Source organism: Caballeronia cordobensis (assembly GCF_001544575.2).
Taxonomy (GTDB): Bacteria; Pseudomonadota; Gammaproteobacteria; order Burkholderiales; family Burkholderiaceae; genus Caballeronia; species Caballeronia cordobensis.
In genome coordinates, this window is the sequence record NZ_FCNY02000007.1 from 334,553 (window position 1) to 359,235 (window position 24,683).

Genomic DNA, 24,683 nt, shown 5'->3' on the forward strand with positions numbered 1-24,683 from the left:
CGCGAATCCCGCACGGGGCGGGGCTTGCGCATGAGTGGAAAAAGGCCGGACTAGGGCAAACGCTTAGTCCGGCCAGGGGCGCTATTTTACTCGCGCGGCGTTGTGCGGCGCATTATCGGATGATGCGCGAGACGCCGCGTCCGCGCGGGTCGGACATCGGTTCGGGCTTGTCGCCGTCGATGCGGATCGCCTGAATGTCGCCGTTGAAGCCCTGCATCGTGAACTTGTAGCCCTTGGCTTCGAGCGCCTTGATCACTTCCGGATCGAGCTGATGGAACGGCTCCTGGTAGATCGTGTCCGGCGGCAGCAGCTGATGGTGAAAGCGCGTCGCGCCCACGGCTTCGGGCAGCGGCATATTGAAGTCGTACACGTTCGTGATGACCTGGAAGATCGACGTGAAGATGCGCGAGCCGCCCGGCGTGCCGATCACCATCGCGACCTTGTCGTCCTTCGTGAGAATGGTCGGCGTCATCGAGGAAAGCGGGCGCTTCTTCGGCGCGATGGCGTTCGCGTCGCTGCCGACCACGCCGAACATGTTCGGCACGCCCGGCTTTGAGGCGAAGTCGTCCATTTCGTCGTTGAGTACGACGCCCGTGCCTTCCGCGATCACGCCGGAGCCGAAATAGCCGTTGATCGTGTACGTGTTCGACACCGCGTTGCCCCATTTGTCGACCACCGAGAAGTGCGTGGTTTCCGCCTTCTCCGGCATCGACGTGCCGAGTCCCGGCTGGACGCTCTTCGTGTCCGAGGGCGTGTCGGGATTCACTTCCTGCGCGCGTTTCAGGATGTAGTCGTCGTTGATGAGCTGCGCGACCGGCACCTTGTAGAAGTCCGGATCGCCGAGATACTGCGCGCGATCGGCGAACACGCGCTTTTCGATTTCCGCGACGAGATGAATGTATTGCGCGGAATCGAGCGGCACGCCGTCGAACTTGTCCTTGAGATCGGCCTTCATCTTGAGCAACTGCACGAGGCCGACGCCGCCCGAGCTCGGCGGCGGCGCGGTGATCACGCGATAGCCGTTCCAGCTCGCGGTGATCGGCTGACGCCACACGGCCTTGTAGTCCTTCAGATCGCGCTTCGTGATGAGGCCGTGGCCTTCCATCGACTTGGCGATCAGATCGGCCGTATCGCCTTCGTAGAAGCCTTTCGCGCCTTTGTCGGAGATGCGTTGCAGCGTGTTGGCGAGATCGGGCTGCTTGAACGTCTGGCCCGATTTCATGCCGCCGAAGTAGAGATCGAAGTTGGTCTTGCCCTCGAAGTCCTTCGAGGCCGCGTCGCGCCGCTTGATCAGCTGATCGTCGACGACGAAGCCGTCCTTCGCGTACTTGATCGCGGGCGCGAGCACCTGTTTCCACTTCAGCTTGCCGAAGCGTTTTTGCGCTTCCCACATGCCGTCCACGGTGCCCGGCACGCCCACCGCGCGATGCCCGAAGAGGCTCATGCCCTTGATGACCTCGCCTTTTTCGTCGAGATACATGTTGCGCGTCGCGGACATCGGCGCGCGCTCGCGATAGTCGAGGAAGTACGGGCGATGATCGACGTACAGCGTCATGAAGCCGCCGCCGCCGATATTGCCTGCTTCCGGATACGTGACGGCGAGCGTGAAGGCGATCGCGACGGCCGCATCGACCGCGTTGCCGCCTTGTTTGAAGATCTGCTCGGCGGTGTCGGCGGCGTAGGTGTCGGCGACCGCGACGGCCGACGCCGTCAAGACCTGCGGCTGAGCGTCGGTGGTTTTCGCGTGCGCGGGCGAGGTATCGACGAATCCTGCCGCGACGAGCGCCGACGCGACGATGGCGCTCAGCGCGAGGGACCGCACGCGCGGTTCTTGTTTGAAAAACATGTCCTGCGTCTCCTTTGTTACGTGCGACGTTACGTGCGACGAAAACACCACGCTTATACCATGAGCCGCGCGCGGTCAGATTCAGGGCATCAACTGGCCGCCGTTCACGTCGATGATCTGCCCCGTCACGTAGCGCGACATCGCTTCGGAGGCGAGGTAAAGGAACGCGCCGCTGCAATCGTCGGGCTCGCCGATGAAGCCCATCGGGATCGACTTGCGGAACGATTCGAGTTGCTCAGGCGACGTGAAGCGCTCCTGAAACGGCGTCTGGATCACGCCCGGCGCGACGGCGTTCACGCGGATGCGATCGGGCATCAGCTCCTTGGCCATGCCTTTCGTGATGGTGCTGACAAAGCCCTTCGAGGCCGCGTACAGCAGCGCGCCCGGTCCGCCGCCGTTGCGCGCCGCCACCGACGTCACGTTGATGATCGAGCCGCCGCCGCCTTCCTTGAGCGAGGGCAGCGCCGCGCGCGTGAACGCCACGACCGAGCGCGCATTGATGTGCATGATCTCGTCGAAAAGCTCGTCGCTCACGGACGCGATCGGCTCGCGCTTCACGAGGCTGCCCGCGTTGTTGATGAGCACGTCGATCTTGCCGAAGCTTTCGACGACCTGCGCGACGGCGGCGTCGATCGCCTTCGAATCGCGCACGTCCGCGCCGATCGTGATCGCCGAGACGCCGAGCGCCCGCACGTCTTTCGCGACGTCCTCGGCTTGCTCTTTCGAACTGTTGTAATGCACCGCGACATTCGCGCCGTACTGCGCGAACGCACGCGCCGCCGCCGCGCCGATGCCCGTGCTCGCGCCGGTGATGAGGATCGATTTGCCTTTGAGATCGTGCATGAATGCTCCGAGTGGAAGAGGGCCCGCCGCGCGGCGGGCGCTGCATGAACAGGTTTGAAGCGTGCGCTGCAGACGAGAGTATGAAGCGAAGCGCGAGCGCGTGCGTCAGTCTGTTTCGACGCGCACGTCTTGCGGGGCTTCGAACGAATAATGTTCGACCACGCGCTTCACCGAATGGCGGAACGACGCGACGAGATCCGAGCGGATGCCGCTGCTCGGATACGACAGCACGTATTCGTATTCGATATCCGTCTCGAACGGCCGCACGACCACGCCGTGCGCGCGCCAGACCTTGGCCGCGAACGGCTCGACGATCGAAATGCCGAGGCCGCCCGCAACCATTGCGTAGCGGGTGTGGGCCGTGTCCGTGAACACGGTATAGCGCGGCCGGTCTTCCGTCGACGAAATGAGCGACTGCTCGGCCTCGTAAGGCTGGCGCGAGTTCGGCAGCCAGCCGATCAGCTTTTCGCCGCGCAAGTCGGCCGGCCGGACGATCTTCTTTTTCGCGAGCCTGTGCGTGGCGGGCATGGCGCACGCGGCAGGCGCCTTGAGCAAGGTCTCCACTTCGATCCCCGCGACCGCGGGAAACGCGAGGCTCAGCGCAATGTCGGCCTTGTGGTTCTGAAGGTTCACGAGCACTTCGGGCACCTTCACCGAATCGACCTTGATCGGCACGCCGGGATGCCGCTCGGTGAAGTCGGCGAGCACGGGCGGCAGGAGTGTCGTCGCGAGCACGGGCATGCAGGCGACCGTCAGGCCATCGGAGGCTTCCTCGCGAATCATGTCGGCGACCTGTTTCAAGCGCTCCAGCCCGAGGAAGTTTTCCTCGACCGACTTGTAGAAACGCAGGCCCGCCGTCGTCGGATTCAGACGGCCGCCGACGCGCGAAAAGAGGCTGAAGCCCAGGTCGGCTTCGAGATCGGCGATCAGACGGCTGATCGCGGGCTGGGTGACGTGGAGCTTCTTGGCTGCGCCGACACTGGTGCCGGTCATGATGAGGCTGCGAAAAGCCTCGATCTGGCGAAAACGGATCATCTTGCGGACGGCTGTGAGGCGACGGTGAACGTGGGATACGGCGACGCAGATCTTATAGGAAACAAGCACTTGCTGCCTCTAACCTTGGCGATCGGCCCAAACTTTCCGCGCGCCGGCCCAACAAAATGCACGACTATTCGAAAAATTTAGTGACTATAAGCACATGTGAGTGGCATCCGTCTTATTGATGCGAAATACTCGCCGCCAGCCTGAAAGCGCAGATGAAAGCGTTTGCGTCAGAACCGACTACCCGACGTGACACGCCAGCGCGCAATCGACGCATCGCGTCGACGATTGGCGGAAAGCTTTTTGTTAGATTTGCTAAATTCGCAGCGCGTGTTTATCTCTATTTCGATAAACACGCCGAAACGAAAAGCACGCAAGCCAACGAAGCACCACAAGCAATAAGACGAGACGAACAAAGAGGACTCCCCATGACGTTTTTTGCCGTTCCCCATGCATCGATCCAACGCACGAAGCTTGCCGCCGCCGCGGCGCTGCTCGCCATGTGCTCACTGAGCGCACTGAACGCGACGGCCGCCGTGGTGCCGCCCGGCGTCGCGCTCGCCGTCAAACAGGAACTCGTGCGCAACAACGGCTCTGAAGTCGAGACGCTCGATCCGGCGCTGGTGGAAACCGTGGTGGCGGCCAACGTGTCGCGCGATCTGTTCGAAAGCCTCACCGCGACGAACAACGATGGCGCCGTGGTGCCCGGCGTCGCCGAGAAGTGGGAGCAGAAGGACGCCACGACCTGGATCTTCCACTTGCGCAAGAATGCCCGCTGGTCCAATGGCGATCCCGTCAGCGCAAACGATTTCGTCTACGGCTGCCAGCGCTTTCTCGATCCGAAAACCGCGTCGTCGTACGCGAGCGTGTATGGCCCGTTCCTCTTGAACGGCGCGGATATCGTCGCGGGCAAGAAGCCCGTCAGCGCGCTCGGCGTGCGCGCCATCGACGCGAACACCGTCGAAGTCAAAACCGACGGCCCGGTGCCGTTCCTGCCGGAACTGATGTCGAATCCCAACCTCGGGCCGGTGCATCGCGCAACCATCGAAAAATTCGGCAAGGACTGGACCAAGCCCGGCAATATCGTCAGCAACGGCGCGTTCCAGTTGAAGGACTGGCAGGTCAACAGCAAGCTCGTGCTGTCGAAGAACGCGAACTATTGGGACAAGACCAACGTTCAACTGACGCAAGTCACGTATTTGCCGATCGAGGACGAGAACACCGACGTCAAGATGTTCCAGTCGGGCGAGAACGACATGACGTATCAACTGCCCACCGGCACGTACCCGAAATACAGCCAGCAGTTCCCGAAGGACATCCGCAATTCGCTGATTCTCGGTACGCGTTATTACAGCTTCAACAATCGCGATCCGCTTCTGAAGGACGTGCGCGTGCGCAAGGCGTTGTCGATGGTGATCGACCGCGACCTGCTCGCGCAGCGCGTGACCGCCGATGGCCAGACGCCGCTTTACGGCCTGCTGCCGAAGGGCGTGAGCGGCGCGGACGTGTCGAACTACGAATGGTCGTCGTGGCCCATGGCCAAGCGCGTCGAAGAAGCGAAGAAGCTGCTCGAGGAGGCGGGCGTGAAGCCGGGCACGAAGCTGCGTTTCGCGATGAACACGAGCGATTACAACAAGAAGATGGCGATTTTCGTCGCGTCGGAATGGAAGACCAAGCTCGGCCTCACCATGGATATCGAGTCGATGGAGTTCAAGGTGCTGCTGAAGAAGCGTCATGGCGGCGACTATCAGATCGCGCGCAACGGCTGGGTGGCCGACTATAACGACGCGACCACCTTCCTCACGCTCGTGCAGTGCAAGTCGGAGCAGAACGACAACTTCAGTTGCAACCCGAAGGCCGACGCGCTCATGAAGCAAGCCGGCGAAACCACCGATCTCGCGAAGCGCGCACAGTTGCAGACGCAGGCCGCGAAGCTCGCAATGGACGACTATCCGTTCCTGCCGCTGCTGCAATACGGCCTGCCGCGCCTCGTGAAGAGCTACGTGGGCGGATACTCGCTCAAGAACCCGATGGATCACTACGGCAGCAAGGATCTGTACATCGTCAAGCACTGACGGCAAGGAGCCTTTCTCATGTGGTCTTACACGCTACGGCGCGTGCTTCTCACGCTGCCGACGCTGCTGATCGTCGTCACGGTCTGCTATCTGCTGCTGCACGCGACGCCCGGCGGCCCGTTCGACGGCGAGCGCAAAGTATCCGCCGAAGTGCTCGCCAATCTGCAGGCGAAGTATCACCTCGGCGAGCCGCTGTGGAAGCAGTACGCCTACTATCTCGACGGCTTGCTGCACGGCGATCTCGGCGCGTCGTTCCGCTATGCCGACTGGAGCGTGAACGACCTCGTGCTGCGCGCGCTGCCGGTGTCGCTCGCAATCGGCGGCGTGTCGATGCTGCTCGCCATCGTGATCGGCGTCGCGCTCGGCATCGTGGCGGCGCTGCGTCGCAACAGCCTCGCGGACTATGCGCTGATGCTCGCCAGCAACGCGGGCAACGCGTTTCCGTCGTTCGTGCTCGGGCCGGTGCTGATCCTCGTGTTCGCGATCCTGCTGAAGTGGCTGCCCGCGGGCGGCTGGAACGACTTCCAGTTGCGCTACATGGCGCTGCCCGTCGCGCTGCTCGTGATGATCAACGTGGCGACCGTGGGCCGCGTGACGCGCGCAAGCCTGATCGAAGTGCTGAACACGAACTACATCCGCACCGCGCGCGCCAAGGGCTTGTCCACGCGCACCATCGTGCTGCGCCATGCGTTGAGGCCCACGCTGATTCCGGTCGTGTCCGTGATCGGGCCGCTCGCGATCTCGTCGATCACGGCGGCGGTCGTCACGGAATCCGTGTTCTCGCTGCCGGGCATCGGCAAGCTGATCGTCAACGGCGCGGCCAATCGCGATTACACGCTCGTGCTCGGACTCGTCGTGCTCGTGACGGTCGTGGCCGTGCTGCTCAACCTGCTGGTCGATCTCGCGTATGCGTGGCTCGATCCGAAGATTCGCTATTGAGAGGGCGCGCAATGAAATCTGCTTCACTGGCTCCCATGCTCGACAAGGCGGTCGCGGGCCGCAGTCCGTGGCAGGACGCGCGTGCGCGCTTCCTGCGCAACAAGGCCGCCGTCGTGAGCCTGGCGCTGCTCGTGCTGATCACGCTCGCGTGCATCGTCGGGCCGTGGCTTTTGCCGAACGAATTCGACTCCACCGACTGGAACGCGACGAGCGTGCCGCCCACGCTCGCCGGCTGGCATCTCTTCGGCACCGACGATACCGGTCGCGACCTGCTCGTGCGCTGCCTGATCGGCGGACGCGTGTCGCTCCTGATCGGTGCGCTCGCCACGCTCACATCGGTGACGCTCGGCATCGTGTGGGGCGCGATCGCGGGCTTCGTCGGCGGGCGCGTCGACAACGCGATGATGCGCATCGTCGACATGATGTACGCCATTCCGTATCTGCTCATCGCGATCCTGATGGTGACGCTGCTCGGGCGCGAGTTCTATCTCGTCGTCGTCACCATCACCGTGTTTTCGTGGATGGACATGGCGCGCGTCGTGCGCGGCCAGACGCTGTCGATCCGCTCGAAAGAGTATGTCGAAGCGGCGCGTGCGATCGGCGTGCCGACGCGGCGCATCATCGCGCGGCACGTGGTGCCGAATCTGCTGGGCATCGTCGCGATCTACACGACCGTCACCGTGCCCGCCGTGATTCTCACGGAGTCCGTGCTGTCCTTCCTCGGCCTCGGCGTGCAGGAACCGATGACGAGCTGGGGCGTGCTGATCCAGGACGGCGTGGGCGTGATGGAAGCGTCGCCGTGGATTCTGCTGTTCCCGGCGGCGTTGTTGTCGATCACGCTCTACTGCATCAACTTTGTCGGCGACGGGCTGCGCGACGCGCTCGATCCGAAGGACAGGTGAGCCATGCCGCTACTCGAAGTCAAAGATTTGCAGGTCGAATTCAAGACGCACGACGCCACCGTGCGCGCCGTCAACGGCGTGAATTTCGCGCTGGAAGAGGGCGAGACGCTCGGCATCGTCGGCGAGTCGGGCTCGGGCAAGAGCCAGAGCATTCTCGCGATGATGGGCCTGCTCGCATCGAACGGACGCGCGCGCGGACAGGCGCTTTATCGCGGCGAGAATCTCATCGGCATGCCGCACAAGACGATGAACCGCATCCGCGGCAATCGCCTTTCGATGATCTTCCAGGACCCGATGAGCTCGCTCAATCCGTATCTCACGATCGAGCGGCAGATGACCGAAGTGCTGGAACTGCACAAGAACGTCACGCGGCGCGAAGCGAAAAAGCGCGCGATTTCGATGCTCGAAGCCGTGCGCATTCCGGAAGCGGCGCATCGCATCGGGCAGTATCCGCACGAGCTGTCGGGCGGCATGCGCCAGCGCGTGATGATCGCGATGGCGCTGCTTTGCGAGCCCGAAGTGCTCTTCGCCGATGAGCCGACCACCGCGCTCGACGTCACCGTGCAGGCGCAAATCCTGCAACTGCTGCGCAATCTGCAGCACGACTTCGGCACGTCGATCGTGCTGATCACGCACGATCTGGGCGTCGTCGCCGGCCTCTGCGAAAAGGTGATGGTGATGTACGGCGGCCGCGTGATGGAGCAGTGCGATGCGGCCACGCTGTTTTCGAAGCCTTCGCATCCGTACACCATCGGTTTGCTGCGCGCGCTGCCGCGTCTCGATCACGAAGGCGGCGAACTCACGGGCATTCCCGGCAATCCGCCGAACATGGCGCATCCGCCGGCAGGCTGTCCGTTCCACGAACGCTGCGCGAATGCGAGCGCCGAATGCGCGGCCGAAGCGCCCGCGTTGAAAGCCGTCGAACCGGGCTGGCTGCGCGCCTGCCATCGTCCGGTCGAACTGATCACGAAGGAAGCGAGCCATGTCTGACGCGACGATTCTTTCCGTGCGCGACATGCGCGTGCATTTTCAGGTCAAGTCGAAAAGCCGCCTGCCTTGGGCGCCGCGCCGCACGCTGAAGGCGGTCGAAGGCGTGAGCTTCGATCTGAAGGCGGGGGAGACGCTCGGCGTCGTCGGCGAATCGGGCTGCGGCAAGTCCACGCTGTCGCGCGCGATCCTGAACCTGATTCCCGCGACGAGCGGCGATATCGTGTGGATGGGCGCGACGCTCTCGGGCGCATCGAAGCGCGAATGGCTTCGCGTGCGCGCCGACGTGCAGATGATCTTTCAGGACCCGCTCGCGTCGCTCGATCCGCGCATGACGGTCGGGCAGATCATCGCGGAGCCGCTCGTCGAGCATCGGCCGGGTATCGGCAAGCGTGACATCGACGAACGCGTGCGCGCGATCATGGCCAAGGTCGGCCTGCGCGAGCAGATGATCAATCGCTATCCGCACGAGTTTTCGGGCGGGCAGTGCCAGCGCATCGGCATTGCGCGCGCGTTGATCGTCGAGCCGAAGCTCGTGATCTGCGACGAGCCGGTGTCCGCGCTCGATGTGTCGATTCAGGCGCAGATCGTCAATCTGCTCAAGTCGCTGCAAAAGGAGATGAAGCTCGCGCTCATCTTCATCGCGCACGATCTGGCCGTCGTGCGTCACATTTCCGATCGCGTGATGGTCATGTACCTCGGCCGCGTGATGGAGCTCGCGGACAAGCACGCGCTCTACGAGACGCCGCGGCATCCGTACACGCGCGCGCTGCTGTCGGCGGTGCCGGTGCCGGACCCATCCGTGGAGCGTGCGAAGACCGTGCAGATTCTGTCCGGCGATATTCCGAGCCCGATCGCCCCGCCTTCGGGATGCGTGTTCCATACGCGTTGCCCGATGGCGCAGCCCCGCTGCGCGCGCGAAGTGCCTGCGCTGCGCGTGCTCGGCCCGGATGCTTCGGCGGCGTGCCTGTTCGCATGACAGGTAACGCGCGCCGAAAAAAGATCAATGACATTCGAGGAAACCACGCCCCAGCCATAATCCACGCCCGTTAATCGAGTTCACCCCAGTTCACCAAACCGCCTCAATGCCTCGACGTTTTCGGACGTCGCCGGGCAGGGTAATTCGTCATCCTTAGTTTCGATCAAGCCGTCAGAAGTTGAATTAAAAGTGGAGATCTTTTTCGTGAAAAAACAAAAACGTTCACTCGCGCTATCGATTTTGTTGTTCAGCGGGATCATGGCCGCCGGGTTCGCCGCGCACGCCGATGAAACCGATACCGAGCCGCCGTCACGCCATACCGAGGCGCCGCCGGATTCGCCGCCGAACACCGAAGCGGATGCGCCCGTGAGCAGTCAGGCGAAGTCGAAGGGTTTCGTCGAGGATTCGCATCTGAATCTCTTGATGCGCTCTTTCACCGAGCACGACGAGTTCAAAGGCGCGGGTAAAAAGGACGCATGGGTGCTCGGCGCGCAGGCGGTGTTCGAATCGGGTTATACGAAAGGGTTGATCGGGCTGGGCGGCGATGTCTCGCTCTTCGGCGCGTTGAAGCTGAATGGCGGGCAGGGCGCGGGCAATCGCGTGCATGTTTCGTCGAGCGGCGACCCGAGCGGCGCGAATCAGCTCGCGTGGGCGTATCCGGGCGTGTGGGACGTGAAAGCGCGTGTGTCGAACACGGTGCTCAAGTACGGTCAGCAACTCTTCGACAATCCGTTCCTCGTGCCGCACGACAACCGCGCATTGCCGCCGACGTACCGCGGCTTCTCGCTCGCGAGCGACGAGATCAAGAATCTCACGCTCAAGGCCGGTACAGTCGATGGCGTGATCGCGCGCGGCATGACGACCGTGACCGGTCTCACGACCGAATACGGCGGCACGCACATCTCGCGCTTCACATACTTCGGCGGCGACTGGACGCGTGGCGAAGACACGGCGGTGACGCTATACGGCAGCATTGCGAACGATGTATGGCAGCAGTACTACCTGACGGCGACGCAGAGCATCGGCGATCCGAAGAGCATCCGCTGGACCGGTTCGCTGAACTACTACTACACCGGCGCGATCGGCGACAAGCGGCAAGGCTCCATCAACAACAACGCGTACTCGCTTGCGCTCGCCGGCACGCACGGCGCGCACACGGTGCAGTTCGCGTTTCAGCAGATCGTGAGCGATCAGACTTTCGACTATATCGGCCAGTCCGCGGGCGACTTTCTCTCGAACTCGCTCGACGTGGACTACAACCAGCCGCATGAAAAGTCCGTGAGCCTCTCGTACTCGCTCAACATGAAGCAGTACGGCGTGCCCGGACTCAAGCTGACGATGTGGGGTGCTTACGGATGGGGCGCCGACGGCAGCGCAATGGCCAGCAGCGGTACGGCGCAGGCGGGCAACTACGTCGTGAATGGCGAGCCGCTTCATGGCACGCACTACGAACTTGGCGTGATTCCGAGTTACACGGTGCCGGACGGCAAGTTCAAGAACACGTCGGTCAAGTTCTACTACATGCACCATCACAGCAACAGCGCTTACTATCCGGACGGCACGAGCAACGTGTATCGCTTGATGGTGAACGTCCCGGTGAACGTGTTCTGAAAACGGCTGAATTTGTTGCAGCGTAAACCCTACAAAAAAACTCATTTACATTACGTTTAACTTTCATTTATAAAGAGGGTGCGTGCTGCGGATTGCCATGTCTCGCCCCACGCTCATCGCCCGGCAGGCCTGTCTCTGCCGGGCTTTTTTTTGTCTGCTCAAAGCGCGGCCCACTGCAGCTTTCATGCGCTTACAGCATGGGTTCGTCTAAGTGAAAACCCCGTCAATTCTTTCGCTTGACTTACTTGATATATCACATACTGTGTATATGCGACGCAGCATGACAAACGCGTCGTGAGAGGCGCCGTTCGGCGTCCGCATACACAAGGCAAATTTGCCCAGGAGACAGGCATGGGAATGAACCAGATGGACCGCCAGGAAGGAGCGTCGCGTCTTGCGTCGCCGTGGCTGCAGTTGGTTTTCGGCGTGATTTGCATGGCGATGATCGCCAACATGCAGTACGGCTGGACCCTCTTCGTCAATCCGATCGACGAGAAGTATCACTGGGGCCGCGCGGCGATTCAGGTCGCCTTCACCATCTTCGTCGTGACGGAAACATGGCTCGTGCCGGTGGAAGGCTATCTCGTCGACAAGTACGGTCCGCGCCCGGTCGTCGTGGGCGGCGGACTGCTATGCGCGATTGCGTGGGCGCTCAACTCGGTGGCGTCGTCGCTGCCCTTGCTGTACTTCGCGGCGGCCGTTGGCGGCGTGGGCGCGGGCGCGGTGTATGGCACCTGCGTCGGCAACGCGCTCAAGTGGTTCCCGACGCGGCGCGGGCTGGCCGCGGGCATCACGGCGGCGGGCTTCGGGATGGGCTCGGCTGCGACCGTCGTGCCGATCGCGCACATGATCAAGGCGAGCGGCTATGAATCGACCTTCCTCTGGTTCGGTCTCGGCCAGGGTCTCGTCGTGTTCCTGCTCGGCATGGCGCTGTATGCGCCGCCTGCGCAATTGCTCGCGACGGTCAAGAGCACGGTCAAGGCCGCGGTCTACAACGCGAGTCCGAAGCAGGTGCTGGCCTCGCCGATCTTCTGGGTCATGTACCTGATGTTCGTGATGATGGCCGCAGGCGGCCTGATGGCCACCGCGCAGCTCGGGCCGATCGCGAAGGACTTCGGCCTGCACGATTCGCCCGTGTCGATTCTCGGCCTCACGCTGCCCGCGCTGACTTTCGCGCTCACGATCGACCGCGTGCTCAATGGCCTGACGCGGCCGTTCTTCGGCTGGGTGTCGGACCGCATCGGGCGAGAGAACACGATGTTCATCGCGTTTGCGATCGAAGCGGTGGGCATCGTCGCGCTGTCGAAGTACGGGCATGACCCCGTGGCGTTCGTCGTGTTGACCGGCATCGTGTTCTTCGCCTGGGGCGAAATCTATAGCCTCTTCCCGGCGACGTGCGGCGACACCTTCGGTCCGAAGTTCGCGGCGACCAACGCGGGTCTGCTCTACACGGCGAAGGGCACGGCCGCGCTGCTGGTGCCGTTCTCGAGCGTCATCACGAATATGACCGGAAGCTGGCACGCGGTGTTCATGCTCGCGGCGGGGATGGCGGCGGTATCGGCGTTCCTCGCGCTCTTCGTGCTCAAGCCGATGCGCAATGCGCATTCGCAGAAGCACGCGCGCGCGGCATCGCTTGACATGTCGTACACGCCGATCGTGAAGGAATGACGGTTTAAAGCGTGTTGTGGCAGGGCGGGCGACCCGGCGTGTCGCCCGTTTCTTGTTATCGAGCTCGCGCTCTCCGCTTTTGCGACTGATTTTGATGATGCGGCGCGTGCGCCGCATTGCGGATGCGCGTTTTTATCGTGCCGCCGGCAGGTGGTCTCCTCGCTCCCTTATCCCCGTGATCGAGGCAGCACGATGCGCGTTCTATGGCGATGCGCGAAACGAAAGCAGATGACGCCGCGGATTCGAAGCACCGCGCGCGGCGCGATACGCGAGCCGCGGCATACGGACGTCGATGCTGGCGCTCCACGCGACGAAGGCCAGCGCGCAAGCCGGCGATACGAGAGCGAGAAGGGCCAGACTTACGTGAGCGTTCATGCGTGTCTCCGGTCGATGTGATGTTGCCCAGTGACTGTAGTGTCGCCGTGAACGATGCGCGCGCAAACCCGGCTCGCGCAGGGAGCTTGCGATTATTCAGGAGATAGACGAAACGAGCCCCGCATGAGTGGGGGCGGCGGATCAGAACCGCGTGCCCACGCTGCAGCCGCCGAAGCCGCCGCCGTTGGTCGCGAAGCCGCCGCAGCCGAACAGGCCGCAGCCGCCGAGCATGAGGGAAGCGGCGACGAGCGCCGCCGCGGCGCAGAGAAAACGGAGTTGCTTCATGACGACATCGATAAGTGAAAAGCCGGGCGCGATTCTCGCGGAACACGCCGGCCCCGATGTCAAAAAGCGTGTGGGCCTCAACCCGGCTTGCCGTCCTCGCGCGGCCTGACGAGCGGCGCCGCGTACGCCGCGACATACAGCGCGAAGGCGAGCGCCCAGCAGATCCCCGCAGCGTAAATCCAGGTCGAATGCCATGCGGGCGCGGCGAGCGGCCCGAGCACGCGCAGCGCACCCGCCGCCAGGACGAGCGCATAGCAGGCGACGTCGCGCCGGTCCGCAACGAGCGGCCGGCCCGTGTGACCGCGCGCGGTGCGCGTGATCATCCCGATGATCGCGCCGCCGATCGCGCCCGTGGCGAATGCGTGCATCGCGAGGCTGTGCGGCACGCGCGGCCAGCCGATCGCGGCGAGCGCGAGCAGCGCGAAACCGAGCGGCAGCCAGGCATACGCGAGATGCAGGATCGCGAGAATCGGCCGCCCGCGCACCGCGTACGAGCGCCAGCCGATCATGCGCGCCAGATGCACGCCGCACGAGAGGAGCGCGAGCGGCGCGACGACCGCGGCATGGAGGCCGAACGCGTCGGCGAAGAACGCCGCGAGCGTGAGCGGCGCGACCGTCGCTTCGACGAAACGCCAGCGGCGGGCGACGAAGCCGGGAATCGCGTTGGCGGTAAACATCGGGATCACGCGTCCGCTGATCACGCCGACGAGCAGCACGACGACCCCCGCCGATGCGTACACGGCGCGCATCGCGAGATCGGGGCGCGCGTCGATCGACAAGCTGTGGAACGCCGCGTTCAGCGCGCCGAATGCGAGCAGCACCGCGGCGACGAAGTAATTGCGCCGGTTGCCCGCTTTCACGAGCACGCGCAGCAGCAGGAGCGCCGCGACGGGCAGAAACGCGCTGTCGACGACAGCGGCCGGCAGCGCCGGGCCGCTCCATACGAGCACGCGCCCCGCGAGCCAGAGCAGCGCGAGCGCGGCGAGCGTCGCGCCCTTGGCCGTGTCGCGCCCGGTCCATGCGCGCACGGCGGTCAGCAGAAAGCCGACGACGATCGCCGCCGCGAAGCCGAACACCATCTCGTGCGCGTGCCAGCCGATCGGGTCCGCGCGCAGCAGATAGCCGCCGCGCACCGGCACGCCCGACAGCACGAGCAGCCACACGGCGAGCGCCACCGCGCCGAACGCCGCGCCGCACAGGTAGAACGGCCGGAAGCCGAGATTGAACAGCGCGAGCCGCCGATGCTTGGGCTGCCGTCGCTCGGGCGCCGCGACGAAAACGGTGCTGGGTTCTGCGATCTTCATGACATCCTCACATTAAACACATGCGCGACGGTGTCGCGGCCACTGCGCATAAAAAAACCCGCGGGCGAATGCGCCGCGGGTCGAGAGGCGCAGTGTCACGCGCGCGCGCTTCAGTCGAGCGCCGCGGCCGGGCCGAAGAACTCGTAACGGCTCTGCGCTTCAGGCACGCCAAGCGCCTTCAGATGCTTTTTCACCGCCTTCATGAACGCCTTCGGTCCGAGGAAGTACGCATCGACGTCGCGGTTCTTCGGCAGCCACGTATCCAGCAGTTTTTCATCGACGAAACCGATGCCGTGCGCATCGTGATCGCCGTCGCGCTTGTGCTCGTAGCAGTAGAAGCGCTTCAACTGCGGATGACGCGCCGCGAGTTCCTCGATCGCCGCGCGGAACGCATGCACGCCGCCGTGCCGCGCCGAGTGGATGAAGTGGACCGGGCGCTTCGTTTCGAGCGCGGCTTGCAGCATCGCGAGCGTGGGCGTGATGCCGACGCCGCCGCTGATCAGCACGAGCGGCTTCTCGCCGGCTTCGAGCCGGAAGTCGCCCGCGGGCGGATAGAGATTGAGCACGTCGCTTTCGTGCACGGTCTCATGCAGGAAATTCGACACCTTTCCGTTCGTTTCGCGCTTCACGCTGATGCGATATTCGCGGCCATTCGGCGCGGCCGAGAGCGAGTAGTTGCGGCGCAGTTCCACGCCGTCGATGAACACGCGCAAACCGATGTACTGGCCCGGATGGAAATCGAGCAGCGCGCCGCCGTCTTCCGGCACGAGATAGAACGACGTGATTTCGTCGCTTTCCTTGACCTTGCGCGCGACGACGAAAGGCCGCGTGCCGCGCCAGCCGCCCGGCGCCTGTTCGCGTTCGCTGTAGATGCCTTCTTCGAGCCCGATCAGCAGATCCGCAAGCTGGCCATACGCGGCCGCCCAGGCATCGATGACCGCGTCGGTGGCGATTTCCTCGCCGAGCACTTCGCGGATCGACTTGAGCAGGCAGCTTCCGACGATCGGATAATGCTCGGGTTGGATGTTCAGCGCGACGTGCTTGTTGATGATCTGCCCGACGAGGCCGCCGAGCTTTTCCAGTTCATCGATATGACGCGCGTACATCAGCACGCCGTTGGCCAGCGCGCGCTGCTGTGCGCCGCTTGCCTGATGCGCCTGATTGAACATGGGGCGCACTTCGGGGTACTCGGTGAGCATCTTGTTGTAGAAGTGCTTGGTGAGCGCTTCGCCGCCGCTTTCCAGAAGGGGGACGGTGGCCTTGACGATGGCGCGGTGTTCTGCTGACAGCATGCTTCGGTTCCTCGTGTGATGAAGGCGGCAGCGGGGCGCTTCCGCATCGAAATCTTTCGGCAGAATCTTATACACGAACCATGCCAGAGTAGAATCGTCGATAAATCAACCGCTTAAGACATCACATGGTCGATTCGACGCTAGTCAAAAAGACTGCAGAAGTAGTCGCAATGACTTCGCGTGTCCTGCTGGACGCGCTCGTTCCGCTCATCGAGGATCTGTCGAGCCAGATGCCCGAGACCGAGCGCTACCGGCGTTTGCTGCACACGCTGCGCGCGCTTTTTCCCAGCGACGCAACCGCGCTGCTACGGCTCGATGGCGATACGCTCGTGCCGCTCGCCATCGACGGTCTGTCCAGCGACACGCTCGGGCGGCGCTTTCGCGTGAGCGAGCATCCACGGTTCGCGCGCATCCTGGCCCGCGAAGGGCCGACGCGCTTTTCCGCCAGCTCCGATCTCCCCGATCCTTACGACGGTCTCGTGAAGGGCGTGAGCGGCCATCTGGAAGTGCATGACTGCCTGGGTTGTCCGCTCGTCATCAACGGCCGCGCGTGGGGCCTGCTCACACTCGATGCGCTCGATCCGGCACGTTTCGACGGCATCGACATGGCCTCGCTTCAGGCGTTTCTCAGTCTCGCGGCGGCGACCGTGAGCGTGGCCGAGCGCATCGATACGCTCGCGCGAACGAGCGAGGCCGAACGCCAGCGCGCCGAGGTTTACCGGCAGGCGAGCGGCCCGCGGCGGCGCGAGATGATCGGCAGCAGCGGGCCGCACAACCGCTTGCAGGAGGAGATTGCGATTGTCGCGTCGAGCGATCTGACCGTGCTCGTGACCGGCGAAACCGGCGTCGGCAAGGAACTCGTTGCGAGCGAGATCCATGCGCTGTCGCCGCGCGCCGACAAGCCGCTCATCAGCCTGAACTGCGCGGCGCTGCCCGATACGCTCGTCGAGAGCGAACTCTTCGGGCATGTGCGCGGCGCGTTCTCGGGCGCGTCGTCGGACCGGCGCGGCAAGTTCGAACTGGCCGACGGCGGCACGCTTTTCCTCGACGAAGTCGGCGAACTGCCGCTGCCCGTGCAGGCGAAACTGCTGCGCGTGCTGCAGAACGGCCAGCTTCAACGCATCGGCTCCGACAGCGAGCACAAGGTCGATGTGCGGCTCATCGCGGCGACCAATCGCGATCTCGCCGAGGAAGTGCGCGAAGGGCGGTTCCGCGCGGACTTTTATCATCGGCTGTCGGTGTATCCGCTCGTCGTGCCGCCGCTGCGCGAGCGCGGGCGCGACGTCTTGCTGCTCGCGGGCTACTTTCTCGAAGAGAACCGTTCGCGGCTCGGCTTGCTGAGTCTGCGTCTGTCCGCCGACGCGCAGGCGGCGCTGCTCGCGTACCGCTGGCCCGGCAACGTGCGCGAGCTGGAACACCTGATCGGACGCAGCGCACTGAAGGCGCTTGCGGCGCATCGCGAACGGCCGCGCATCCTGACGCTCACGGCCGCCGATCTCACGCTCTCCGGCGACACCGCGCCAGCGACCGCGCCCGCTGCGGCGCCGCCATTGCCCGCGCCCGGCGCGGACTTCCGCGAAACGGTGACGGCCTACGAGCGCACGCTCATCCTCGACGCGCTCACGCGTCACAACCAGAACTGGGCGTCGGCCGCGCGCGAGCTCGGCATGGATCGCGCGAATCTCAACCGGCTCGCCAGGCGGCTCGGCCTCAAATAGCATCGTTTGTCCCGAAATGATCGACAAGGCCGCGCAAAGCGGCTATCTGTAGTCTCCATCGGATCGGCGCAGGGACATTGCGCATCTCAAAAAGATGCGTTTTATTGTTCAAACGCAAAAAACGATCAAGTGAGTCGCATGCATTGGCGCGACACATTGAGACAATTCTGAAGCTGGGAAAAACAGGCTGTCTCTTCTAAGATCAGAAAAGCCAAGCGCAACCCATCGGCAGCAAGAACATTGCAGCGCCTTGAAGAACCGCGTCGGGTGAAGAGCAGCACACGCCCGATCAATCGAATACGGCAAATCGACAACGGGGGTTACGTGCGAAACGTGGCAAAGCGCAGCGCTTTCATCTCGTCCGCGCTCTTCGCCTTTTTCAGCGTCGCGGCGTTTGCGGCGGACGCTGCGGGCGGCGCACCGCTCGAACGCGCGCCCGACACGATGCAGGCCCGCGTCCTCGGATGCGCCGCATGCCACGGCGCGCGCGGCGAGGGCACCGACAACGATTACTTCCCGCGCCTGTCCGGCAAGCCCGCCGGCTATCTGTACAACCAGTTGCTCGCCTTTCGCGATGGCCGGCGCAAGTATCCGCCGATGAACTACCTGCTCGCGTATCTGCCGGACGCGTATCTGAAGCAGATCGCGGAGTACTTCGCGAGCGAGCGTCCGCCGTTTCCGCCGCCCGCTGCCGTCACCGTCGATGCCAAGACGCTCGATCTCGGCAAGACGCTCGTCATGAAGGGCGATGCGTCGCGCAAGGTGCCCGCGTGCGTCGCCTGTCACGGTACCTCGATGACGGGCATGGAGCCGGCGATTCCCGGCCTGCTCGGCCTGCACGCGGACTACCTCAGCGCGCAACTGGGCGCATGGCGCTACGGCACGCGCTCGACCGTCGCGCCCGATTGCATGGGGCAGGTCGCGAAGCTGCTCTCCGAGCGCGACATCACCGCGATCGCCGCCTATCTCGCGTCGCTGCCGGCGCCGGCCAATCCGGTGCCCGTCGCCGCCGGCTCGTTCAGGATGCCGCTCCAGTGCGGCAGCGTTCATAACTAACCGAGGACCCGTCGTGCTCCGTTTTCGACATCTCCGAGCGCTGACCGTCGCGGTCTTCATGGCGGCGTGCGCCGCGCCAGCCGCGCAGGCGCTGGCGCAGGGCGCGGACGCCGCCACCATCAAGCGCGGCGAATACCTCGCGCGCGCGGGCGATTGCATCGCGTGCCATACGCTGCCGGCGGGCAAGACCTTCGGCGGCGGCCGCCCGATGGACACGCCCTTCGGCACGCTCTATACGCCGAACATCTCGTCGGACAAGGAGACGGGCCTCGGTCAATGGAGCGCCGACGAGTTCTACGCGATGATGCACACGGGCAAGTCGCGCGACGGCTCGCTGCTCTATCCGGCGATGCCCTTCGCGTCCTATACGAAGGTCACGCGCGCGGACTCGGACGCCATCTACGCCTTCCTGATGTCCACGCCGCCCGTGCATCAGCCGAACCGGCCGCATGAACTGCGTTTTCCGTTCAACAAGCGGCAACTGCTGCTCGGCTGGCGCTCGCTGTTCTTCAAAGAGGGTGAGTATCAGCCGGACCCGAAGCAGTCGGTGGAATGGAATCGCGGGGCGTATCTCGTCGAAGGTCTGGGACATTGCTCGATGTGCCATACCGCGATCAACGCGCTCGGCGGCAACGTGACCTCGAAGGCGTTCGAAGGCGGCCTTATCCCGATTCAGAACTGGTATGCGCCGTCGCTCACGTCGAACAAGGAAGCGGGTCTCGGCGACTGGAGCATCGAGGACATCGTCGGCCTGCTGCATGCGGGCGTCAGCAATCGCGGCGCGGTCTATGGGCCGATGGCCGAAGTTGTCTACGACAGCCTGCAATATCTGACCGAGGAAGACGTGCGCGCGATGGCCGTCTATCTGAAGGCGCTGCCCGCGCGTTCCGGCGACAAGTCCGAGCCGCCGAGCCAGGCGGTCGCCGAGCAGAAGACGAGCCTGTCGCCGCTCGGCAAGAAGATCTACGACGCGCAATGCGCCGAATGTCACGCCGCGCAGGGCCAGGGCAAGCCGCCCGATTTTCCGCCGCTCGCGAACAACCAGTCGATCGTGATGAGTTCGGCCGTCAATCCGATCCGCATGGTGCTCAACGGCGGCTATCCGCCGGGCACCTTCAAGAACCCGAAGCCCTACGGCATGCCGCCTTTCGCGCAGTCGCTGTCGGATGTCGAGGTCGCCGCGGTGGTCACGTATATCCGCACCGCGTGGGGCAATCACGGCACGCCGGTCACGGTGAAGGAAGTCAACGAGCTGCGCTCGGCGCCACTTTATTGAACATCGACCATGAACGAAGACCCGAAGGAAGCCTCGGCCGAAGACGCGAAGGTCGACGAGATCGTGCGACGCGGCCCGTCCGGCGCGCTCGCGCTCGCGGGCATTTCGACCGCGATCGTGATCGGCCTCTGGTTCGTCTTTTACTTCGCCGTGTTTCTGCCGCGCGGCGTGATCCAGTGATTCGCAAGGCTTATTAAGGCATCGCATATGGCCATTGATCCAAGTTCGCACGACGTCGCCGACAAGGTCGAACGGCGCTGGGCGATTCTCGTACTCGCGATCGTCGTGGTGCTGGTCGCGATGGTCGTCTATACCGGCGTGCACTGGGCGATGATGCCGCCCTCGCGCGTCGAGACGGTGCGGCCGGAAACGCTGCACATATCGGGCGAATTCATCGAAAGCAATCTCGGCAGCGCGCCCGAGGCGGACGGCTCGGTGACGGTGCGCATCGTCGCGCAGCAGTATTCGTTCACGCCGCAATGCCTCGTCGTGCCGGCGGGCGTGCCGGTCACGTTCCGCGCGACGAGCTCGGATGTGGTGCACGGCTTTCTCATCACCGATACGAACATCAATTCGATGCTGGAGCCGGGTTACGTCTCGACCTTCAAGACGACCTTCGCCAAGCCCGGCGAGCATTTGATGCCGTGCCACGAGTTCTGCGGCACCGGGCATCAGAACATGTGGGCGCACGTGAAGGTGGTCGATCGCGCCGAATTCATGCAGATGGCCGACAAGCTGCCGGCCGATTCGCGGAGAGTCTCCTGTGTTCAATAGCAAGCGCCTCGTACTCGCGCATTTCTGGCTGGCGTTCGGCGCCTTCGGCGTCGCGCTCCTGCTCGGCGCATGGCAGATGCTCGTGCGCAGCCCGCTGCATCCGTGGCTGCAGAATCCGGAGCTTTACTATCGCTCGGTGACGGAGCACGGCACCGTCATGGGTTATGCGTTCCCGACGCTCGTCGCGATGGGCTTCGGCTACGCGGTGAGCGAGCTTGCGCTCAAGCGCCCGCTCGTGGGCCTGCGCTGGGCGTGGCTTGGCTTCTGGCTCGTCGCCATCGGCGCGGTGACGGCGACCGTGCCCGTCGCCATGGGCCTGGCCTCCGTGCTCTACACCTTTTATCCGCCGATGATCGGCAACGTCTTCTATTACGTCGGCGTCGTGTTCGTCGTGGTCGGCTCGTGGGTGTGGGTTGCGCTGATGTCGGTGAATCTTGCATCGTGGAAGCGCGCGAACCGTGGCAAGCCGATCCCGCTCGCGATGTTCGCAACGGTAGCGGGCGCGTATCTGTGGGGCTGGACGGCGGTGGGCGCGGCCATCGAAGTGATCTTCATGATCCTGCCCGTGGCGATCGGCTGGAAGACGACCATCGACGCTGGCCTTGCGCGCGTGTTCTTCTCGTGGACGCTGCACGCCATCGTGTATTTCTGGCTGATTCCGGCGTATATCGCGTACTACACGATCATTCCGCGCGCGATCGGCGGGCGTCTCTACAGCGATGCGATGGCGCGCATCTCGTTCATCCTGTTCCTCGTGGTGTCGATGCCGATCGGCATTCACCATCTTTTCGCCGATCCGCAAGTGGGCTCGGGCTTCAAGTTCATGCATTCGGTGTTCACCGCGCTCGTCGCCGTGCCGACGTTCCTGACGGTGTTCACGATCTGCGCGTCGGTGGAGATCGCGGCGCGGCTGCGCGGCGGCAAGGGGCCGTTCGGCTGGATCAAGGCGCTGCCGTGGGATAACCCGATGATGCTCGCCGTCGCGTTTTCCTTTGTGATGCTCGGCTTCGGCGGCGCGGGCGGGCTCATCAACATGAGCTATCAGCTCGATTCGACCGTGCACAACACGCAATGGGTGACGGGCCACTTCCATCTGATATTCGCGGGCGCGATCGTCATCATGTACTTCGTGATCGCCTACGACCTGTGGCCGCATCTGACGGGCCGCGCATTGCAGAGCGTGAAGCTGATGCGCTGGCAATTGTGGCTGTGGTTCATCGGCATGATCGTGCTGACGTTCCCGTGGCATTTCGTCGGTATTCTCGGGATGCCGCGGCGCATGGCGTTCTACGACTACACAGACCCGGCGATCGCGGCGCAGGCGCTTTCGGTGATCATTTCGGTGATCGGCGGATTCATTCTGGTGGTCTCGGCGGTGCTGTTTTTCATCGTGCTGATCAAGGGGCATCGCGCGCCGAAGATCGCGGTCGAGGAGTTTCGTTTCGCCCGTGCGGTGCATGAGCCGCGCAGCATTCCGGTGGCGTTGAACAGCTTCGCGCTGTGGCTCGTGCTGATGATCGGGCTCACGCTCGTCAACTACGGCTATCCGATTGCGCAGCTTATCGCGCGGTCTGACACGGCGGTGCCTGCGGTGCCGATCGGAGCGCAGCGATGAGCGATGAACGCCTTTTCACATTCCGCAACCGCTGGTTCACGGTCAGCGTGCTGGGGACGATTGCGATTGCGGTGGTATCGGCCTTGATCGGTTTCGTGTGGCTGCCATCGGTGCAGCGCGATGCGCAGTTCGCGGGCATCTGGAACGCGATCTGCAGCGCGGCCGGCGTGCCGCGTAGCTGGTATGCGGGCGACGAAGCGATCATCGCACCGAAGGTGAAGCTCACGAGCGTCGAGGTCACGCCGCAATTGCTCGTCGAGGTGAACGCGAACTCGATCGGGCGCGGTGCGACGCTCGCCTTGCGCTGCACGATGTGTCATGGCGAGCGCGGCATGAGCGAGGCGAATTCGCCGAATCTCGCGGGGCAGTATGCGTCGGTGATCTACAAGCAGCTGATCGATTTTCAGAAGGGCGCGCGCACCAACGCGGTGATGTCGCCGATGGCGATGAACCTGTCCGATCAGGATATGCGCGATCTCGCGGCGTATTACGCGAGCCTGCCGCGGCCGCCTGCGCAACGCAAGGTGAGCGATTCGCTTGCGCCGCCGATTGTGGCGCATGGTGCGCCGATGCGTAATATCGCGCCGTGTGCGGCGTGTCATGGGGGGATTGATAACAAGGCTGGAAGTCCCTGGCTCGATGGGTTGCCGGCGGCTTATACCAAGGCGCAGTTGGTTGCGTTTGCCAATGGGACGCGGACGAACGATATCAATGAGGTTATGCGCAATGTGGCGCGGAATATGACTGCTGGGGAGATCGATGCGGCGGCGATGTATTACGCGAGGGAGTTGAATTCGGGGAAGTGAGGGGGGTCTTTGATTTTGCCGGATCCCGTTTTCGTGGTGGTTTATTAGCACTGCCCCTCCCCGGGGCGGGGGTAACTTTCTTTGCTGCTGCAAAGAAAGTCACCAAAGAAAGCAGCTTTGTCACCGCCCGCGGTCACACGCAGTTTGGTCATTTTTCTCCTCGGGGAACGGCCCTCGCCTAAAGAGTGCCCTCGAAGGACTAGTCGGGCTTGGATCGCGCACGGTCCGTCACATCGCGCCACTAATGAATTGGTACAGCCATTTCAAGTTCCAGCCCGCTTCGCGGCCGACGGGTTGATCGGGTCTGCGAGTGCATTCGTGTTCGCTGGTTTCCCTTGCATACCCCACGGCAGCGCGTAGCGCTGTGCCGGAGCTATTTCGTGCTGCACCAGCGCGCTCAAAGTTATGGTTTGTCAGACCGTGCGCGATCCAAGCCGGGCTGATTCTTGAGGGCGACACTTAGGCGAGTGCCGCTGTGGGCTGGCAAGCATGGCCAAACTGCGTGTGACCGCGGGCGGTGACAAAGCTGCTTTCTTTGGTGACTTTCTTTGCAGCAGCAAAGAAAGTTACCCCCGCCCCGGGGAGGGGCAGTGCTAATAAACCCATACGAAAACGGGATCCGGCGACGAAACAAGCCCGCTAGAATGCGCTTCATAGCAAACAGCCGCCGAGCAGAACCCTATGACCCCCCCCAAAAAAATCCGAAAAGAAACCGCAAAGGACATCTACGCGATCGAATCCCTGACGGCAAAGGCATTCCTCGAAATGCCCTATTCGAGCCACACAGAGCATTTCATCGTGAACGCATTACGCCGGGCGGGCCGTCTTACGCTATCGCTGGTCGCGATCGAAAGCGCAACCGACGAAATCCTCGGCCACATCGCAATCTCCCCCGTCTCCATCACAGGAAACGCAGCCGGCTGGTTTGGCCTCGGCCCGCTCTCGGTGACACCCGCGCGTCAACGCGAAGGCATTGGCAGCGCGTTGGTAAAAGAAGCGCTCAAACACCTGAAAAACGCAGACGCAGCAGGCTGCGTCGTACTCGGTGACCCAGACTACTACGCCCGTTTCGGTTTCAAGCCCGAAGCCGCGCTCATCCTTCCCGATGTGCCCGCCGAATACTTCCAGGCCATCGCGTTCAAAAAGAACATCCCTTCCGGAACCGTCACTTTCGACGAAGCCTTCGAAGCCCGCGCCTGACCCAATCGCCGCTAAGCCAAAAGGGGCTTCATTGCTCCATCAAAACGCTTTCTGTATCGTGGCCCAAGGAATGCTGAACGCCAAAGAAACG

The 24,683-nt window shown here is 63.5% G+C and carries 22 protein-coding genes; 15 read left to right on the plus strand and 7 right to left on the minus strand.

Going from position 1 to position 24,683, the window contains the following annotated elements; all coding sequences use genetic code 11:
- Window positions 1-112 precede the first annotated feature (112 nt).
- The 3 genes from ggt to AWB70_RS16070 form a co-directional block, all read right to left on the minus strand.
- Window positions 113-1,846 carry a gamma-glutamyltransferase gene (ggt, locus tag AWB70_RS16060; protein WP_053569178.1) on the minus strand — a complete coding sequence of 578 codons (1,734 nt, stop codon included), beginning with the start codon at window positions 1,844-1,846 and terminating at the stop codon, window positions 113-115.
- A gap of 81 nt (window positions 1,847-1,927) precedes the next feature.
- On the minus strand, window positions 1,928-2,689 hold the full coding sequence (locus AWB70_RS16065) for an SDR family NAD(P)-dependent oxidoreductase (RefSeq protein WP_053569179.1): 762 nt from the start codon (window positions 2,687-2,689) through the stop codon (window positions 1,928-1,930).
- A gap of 105 nt (window positions 2,690-2,794) precedes the next feature.
- Window positions 2,795-3,724: a LysR substrate-binding domain-containing protein gene (locus tag AWB70_RS16070; RefSeq protein WP_014250736.1), complete on the minus strand. Its 930-nt coding sequence runs from the start codon at window positions 3,722-3,724 to the stop codon at window positions 2,795-2,797.
- Between the two features lie 434 nt (window positions 3,725-4,158).
- On the opposite strand from AWB70_RS16070, the gene AWB70_RS16075 reads away from it, so the two are divergent.
- The 7 genes from AWB70_RS16075 to oxlT all read left to right on the plus strand — a co-directional run bounded on the left by AWB70_RS16075 (window position 4,159) and on the right by oxlT (window position 12,891).
- A complete protein-coding gene (locus AWB70_RS16075) occupies window positions 4,159-5,805 on the plus strand; it encodes a peptide ABC transporter substrate-binding protein (RefSeq protein WP_082378092.1) in 1,647 nt (548 codons plus the stop codon).
- Window positions 5,806-5,823: 18 nt separating this feature from the next.
- Window positions 5,824-6,744: an oligopeptide ABC transporter permease OppB gene (gene oppB, locus AWB70_RS16080; protein ID WP_053569180.1), complete on the plus strand. Its 921-nt coding sequence runs from the start codon at window positions 5,824-5,826 to the stop codon at window positions 6,742-6,744.
- A gap of 11 nt (window positions 6,745-6,755) precedes the next feature.
- On the plus strand, window positions 6,756-7,646 hold the full coding sequence (locus AWB70_RS16085) for an ABC transporter permease subunit (protein ID WP_045453765.1): 891 nt from the start codon (window positions 6,756-6,758) through the stop codon (window positions 7,644-7,646).
- A 3-nt stretch (window positions 7,647-7,649) separates the two neighbouring features.
- Entirely contained in the window at window positions 7,650-8,636 is a 987-nt protein-coding gene (locus AWB70_RS16090) for an ABC transporter ATP-binding protein (RefSeq protein WP_053569181.1), read from the plus strand.
- Window positions 8,629-9,612, plus strand: coding sequence for a murein tripeptide/oligopeptide ABC transporter ATP binding protein OppF (gene oppF, locus AWB70_RS16095; RefSeq protein ID WP_053569182.1), 984 nt, complete (start codon window positions 8,629-8,631; stop codon window positions 9,610-9,612). Before AWB70_RS16090 ends, oppF begins: the two co-directional genes overlap by 8 nt.
- A gap of 204 nt (window positions 9,613-9,816) precedes the next feature.
- Window positions 9,817-11,223, plus strand: a complete 1,407-nt coding sequence (locus AWB70_RS16100) for an OprD family outer membrane porin (RefSeq protein WP_053569283.1) — start codon at window positions 9,817-9,819, stop codon at window positions 11,221-11,223.
- Window positions 11,224-11,574: 351 nt separating this feature from the next.
- Window positions 11,575-12,891: an oxalate/formate MFS antiporter gene (gene oxlT / locus AWB70_RS16105; protein WP_085952650.1), complete on the plus strand. Its 1,317-nt coding sequence runs from the start codon at window positions 11,575-11,577 to the stop codon at window positions 12,889-12,891.
- A gap of 201 nt (window positions 12,892-13,092) precedes the next feature.
- On the opposite strand, the gene AWB70_RS38755 is transcribed toward oxlT, so the two are convergent.
- The 4 genes from AWB70_RS38755 to hmpA form a co-directional block, all read right to left on the minus strand.
- Window positions 13,093-13,266, minus strand: a complete 174-nt coding sequence (locus AWB70_RS38755; protein ID WP_159680246.1) for a hypothetical protein — start codon at window positions 13,264-13,266, stop codon at window positions 13,093-13,095.
- Between the two features lie 141 nt (window positions 13,267-13,407).
- Complete coding sequence (locus AWB70_RS39035; protein ID WP_167350995.1) at window positions 13,408-13,551, minus strand: hypothetical protein; 144 nt, start codon at window positions 13,549-13,551, stop codon at window positions 13,408-13,410.
- A gap of 77 nt (window positions 13,552-13,628) precedes the next feature.
- Window positions 13,629-14,855 carry an NnrS family protein gene (locus AWB70_RS16110; protein WP_053569183.1) on the minus strand — a complete coding sequence of 409 codons (1,227 nt, stop codon included), beginning with the start codon at window positions 14,853-14,855 and terminating at the stop codon, window positions 13,629-13,631.
- Window positions 14,856-14,965: 110 nt separating this feature from the next.
- The gene (gene hmpA, locus AWB70_RS16115) at window positions 14,966-16,147 is read right to left on the minus strand and encodes an NO-inducible flavohemoprotein (RefSeq protein ID WP_045455640.1); all 1,182 of its coding nucleotides are present in this window, start codon (window positions 16,145-16,147) and stop codon (window positions 14,966-14,968) included.
- Between the two features lie 125 nt (window positions 16,148-16,272).
- On the opposite strand from hmpA, the gene norR reads away from it, so the two are divergent.
- The 8 genes from norR to AWB70_RS16160 all read left to right on the plus strand — a co-directional run bounded on the left by norR (window position 16,273) and on the right by AWB70_RS16160 (window position 24,592).
- Window positions 16,273-17,865, plus strand: coding sequence for a nitric oxide reductase transcriptional regulator NorR (gene norR, locus AWB70_RS16120; RefSeq protein WP_053569184.1), 1,593 nt, complete (start codon window positions 16,273-16,275; stop codon window positions 17,863-17,865).
- A gap of 354 nt (window positions 17,866-18,219) precedes the next feature.
- The gene (locus AWB70_RS16125) at window positions 18,220-18,921 is read left to right on the plus strand and encodes a c-type cytochrome (RefSeq protein WP_087086284.1); all 702 of its coding nucleotides are present in this window, start codon (window positions 18,220-18,222) and stop codon (window positions 18,919-18,921) included.
- Window positions 18,922-18,979: 58 nt separating this feature from the next.
- Window positions 18,980-20,197 carry a c-type cytochrome gene (locus AWB70_RS16130; RefSeq protein WP_087086279.1) on the plus strand — a complete coding sequence of 406 codons (1,218 nt, stop codon included), beginning with the start codon at window positions 18,980-18,982 and terminating at the stop codon, window positions 20,195-20,197.
- 9 nt (window positions 20,198-20,206) lie between these two features.
- Complete coding sequence (locus AWB70_RS39040; protein WP_087086280.1) at window positions 20,207-20,377, plus strand: hypothetical protein; 171 nt, start codon at window positions 20,207-20,209, stop codon at window positions 20,375-20,377.
- A 27-nt stretch (window positions 20,378-20,404) separates the two neighbouring features.
- Complete coding sequence (locus AWB70_RS16140) at window positions 20,405-20,971, plus strand: cupredoxin domain-containing protein (protein WP_014250750.1); 567 nt, start codon at window positions 20,405-20,407, stop codon at window positions 20,969-20,971.
- Complete coding sequence (locus AWB70_RS16145) at window positions 20,961-22,586, plus strand: cbb3-type cytochrome c oxidase subunit I (RefSeq protein ID WP_053569186.1); 1,626 nt, start codon at window positions 20,961-20,963, stop codon at window positions 22,584-22,586. Before AWB70_RS16140 ends, AWB70_RS16145 begins: the two co-directional genes overlap by 11 nt.
- On the plus strand, window positions 22,583-23,392 hold the full coding sequence (locus AWB70_RS16150; RefSeq protein ID WP_053569187.1) for a c-type cytochrome: 810 nt from the start codon (window positions 22,583-22,585) through the stop codon (window positions 23,390-23,392). The genes AWB70_RS16145 and AWB70_RS16150 overlap by 4 nt, the downstream gene beginning before the upstream one ends.
- A 681-nt stretch (window positions 23,393-24,073) precedes the next feature.
- The gene (locus AWB70_RS16160; protein WP_053569188.1) at window positions 24,074-24,592 is read left to right on the plus strand and encodes a GNAT family N-acetyltransferase; all 519 of its coding nucleotides are present in this window, start codon (window positions 24,074-24,076) and stop codon (window positions 24,590-24,592) included.
- Window positions 24,593-24,683 lie beyond the last annotated feature (91 nt).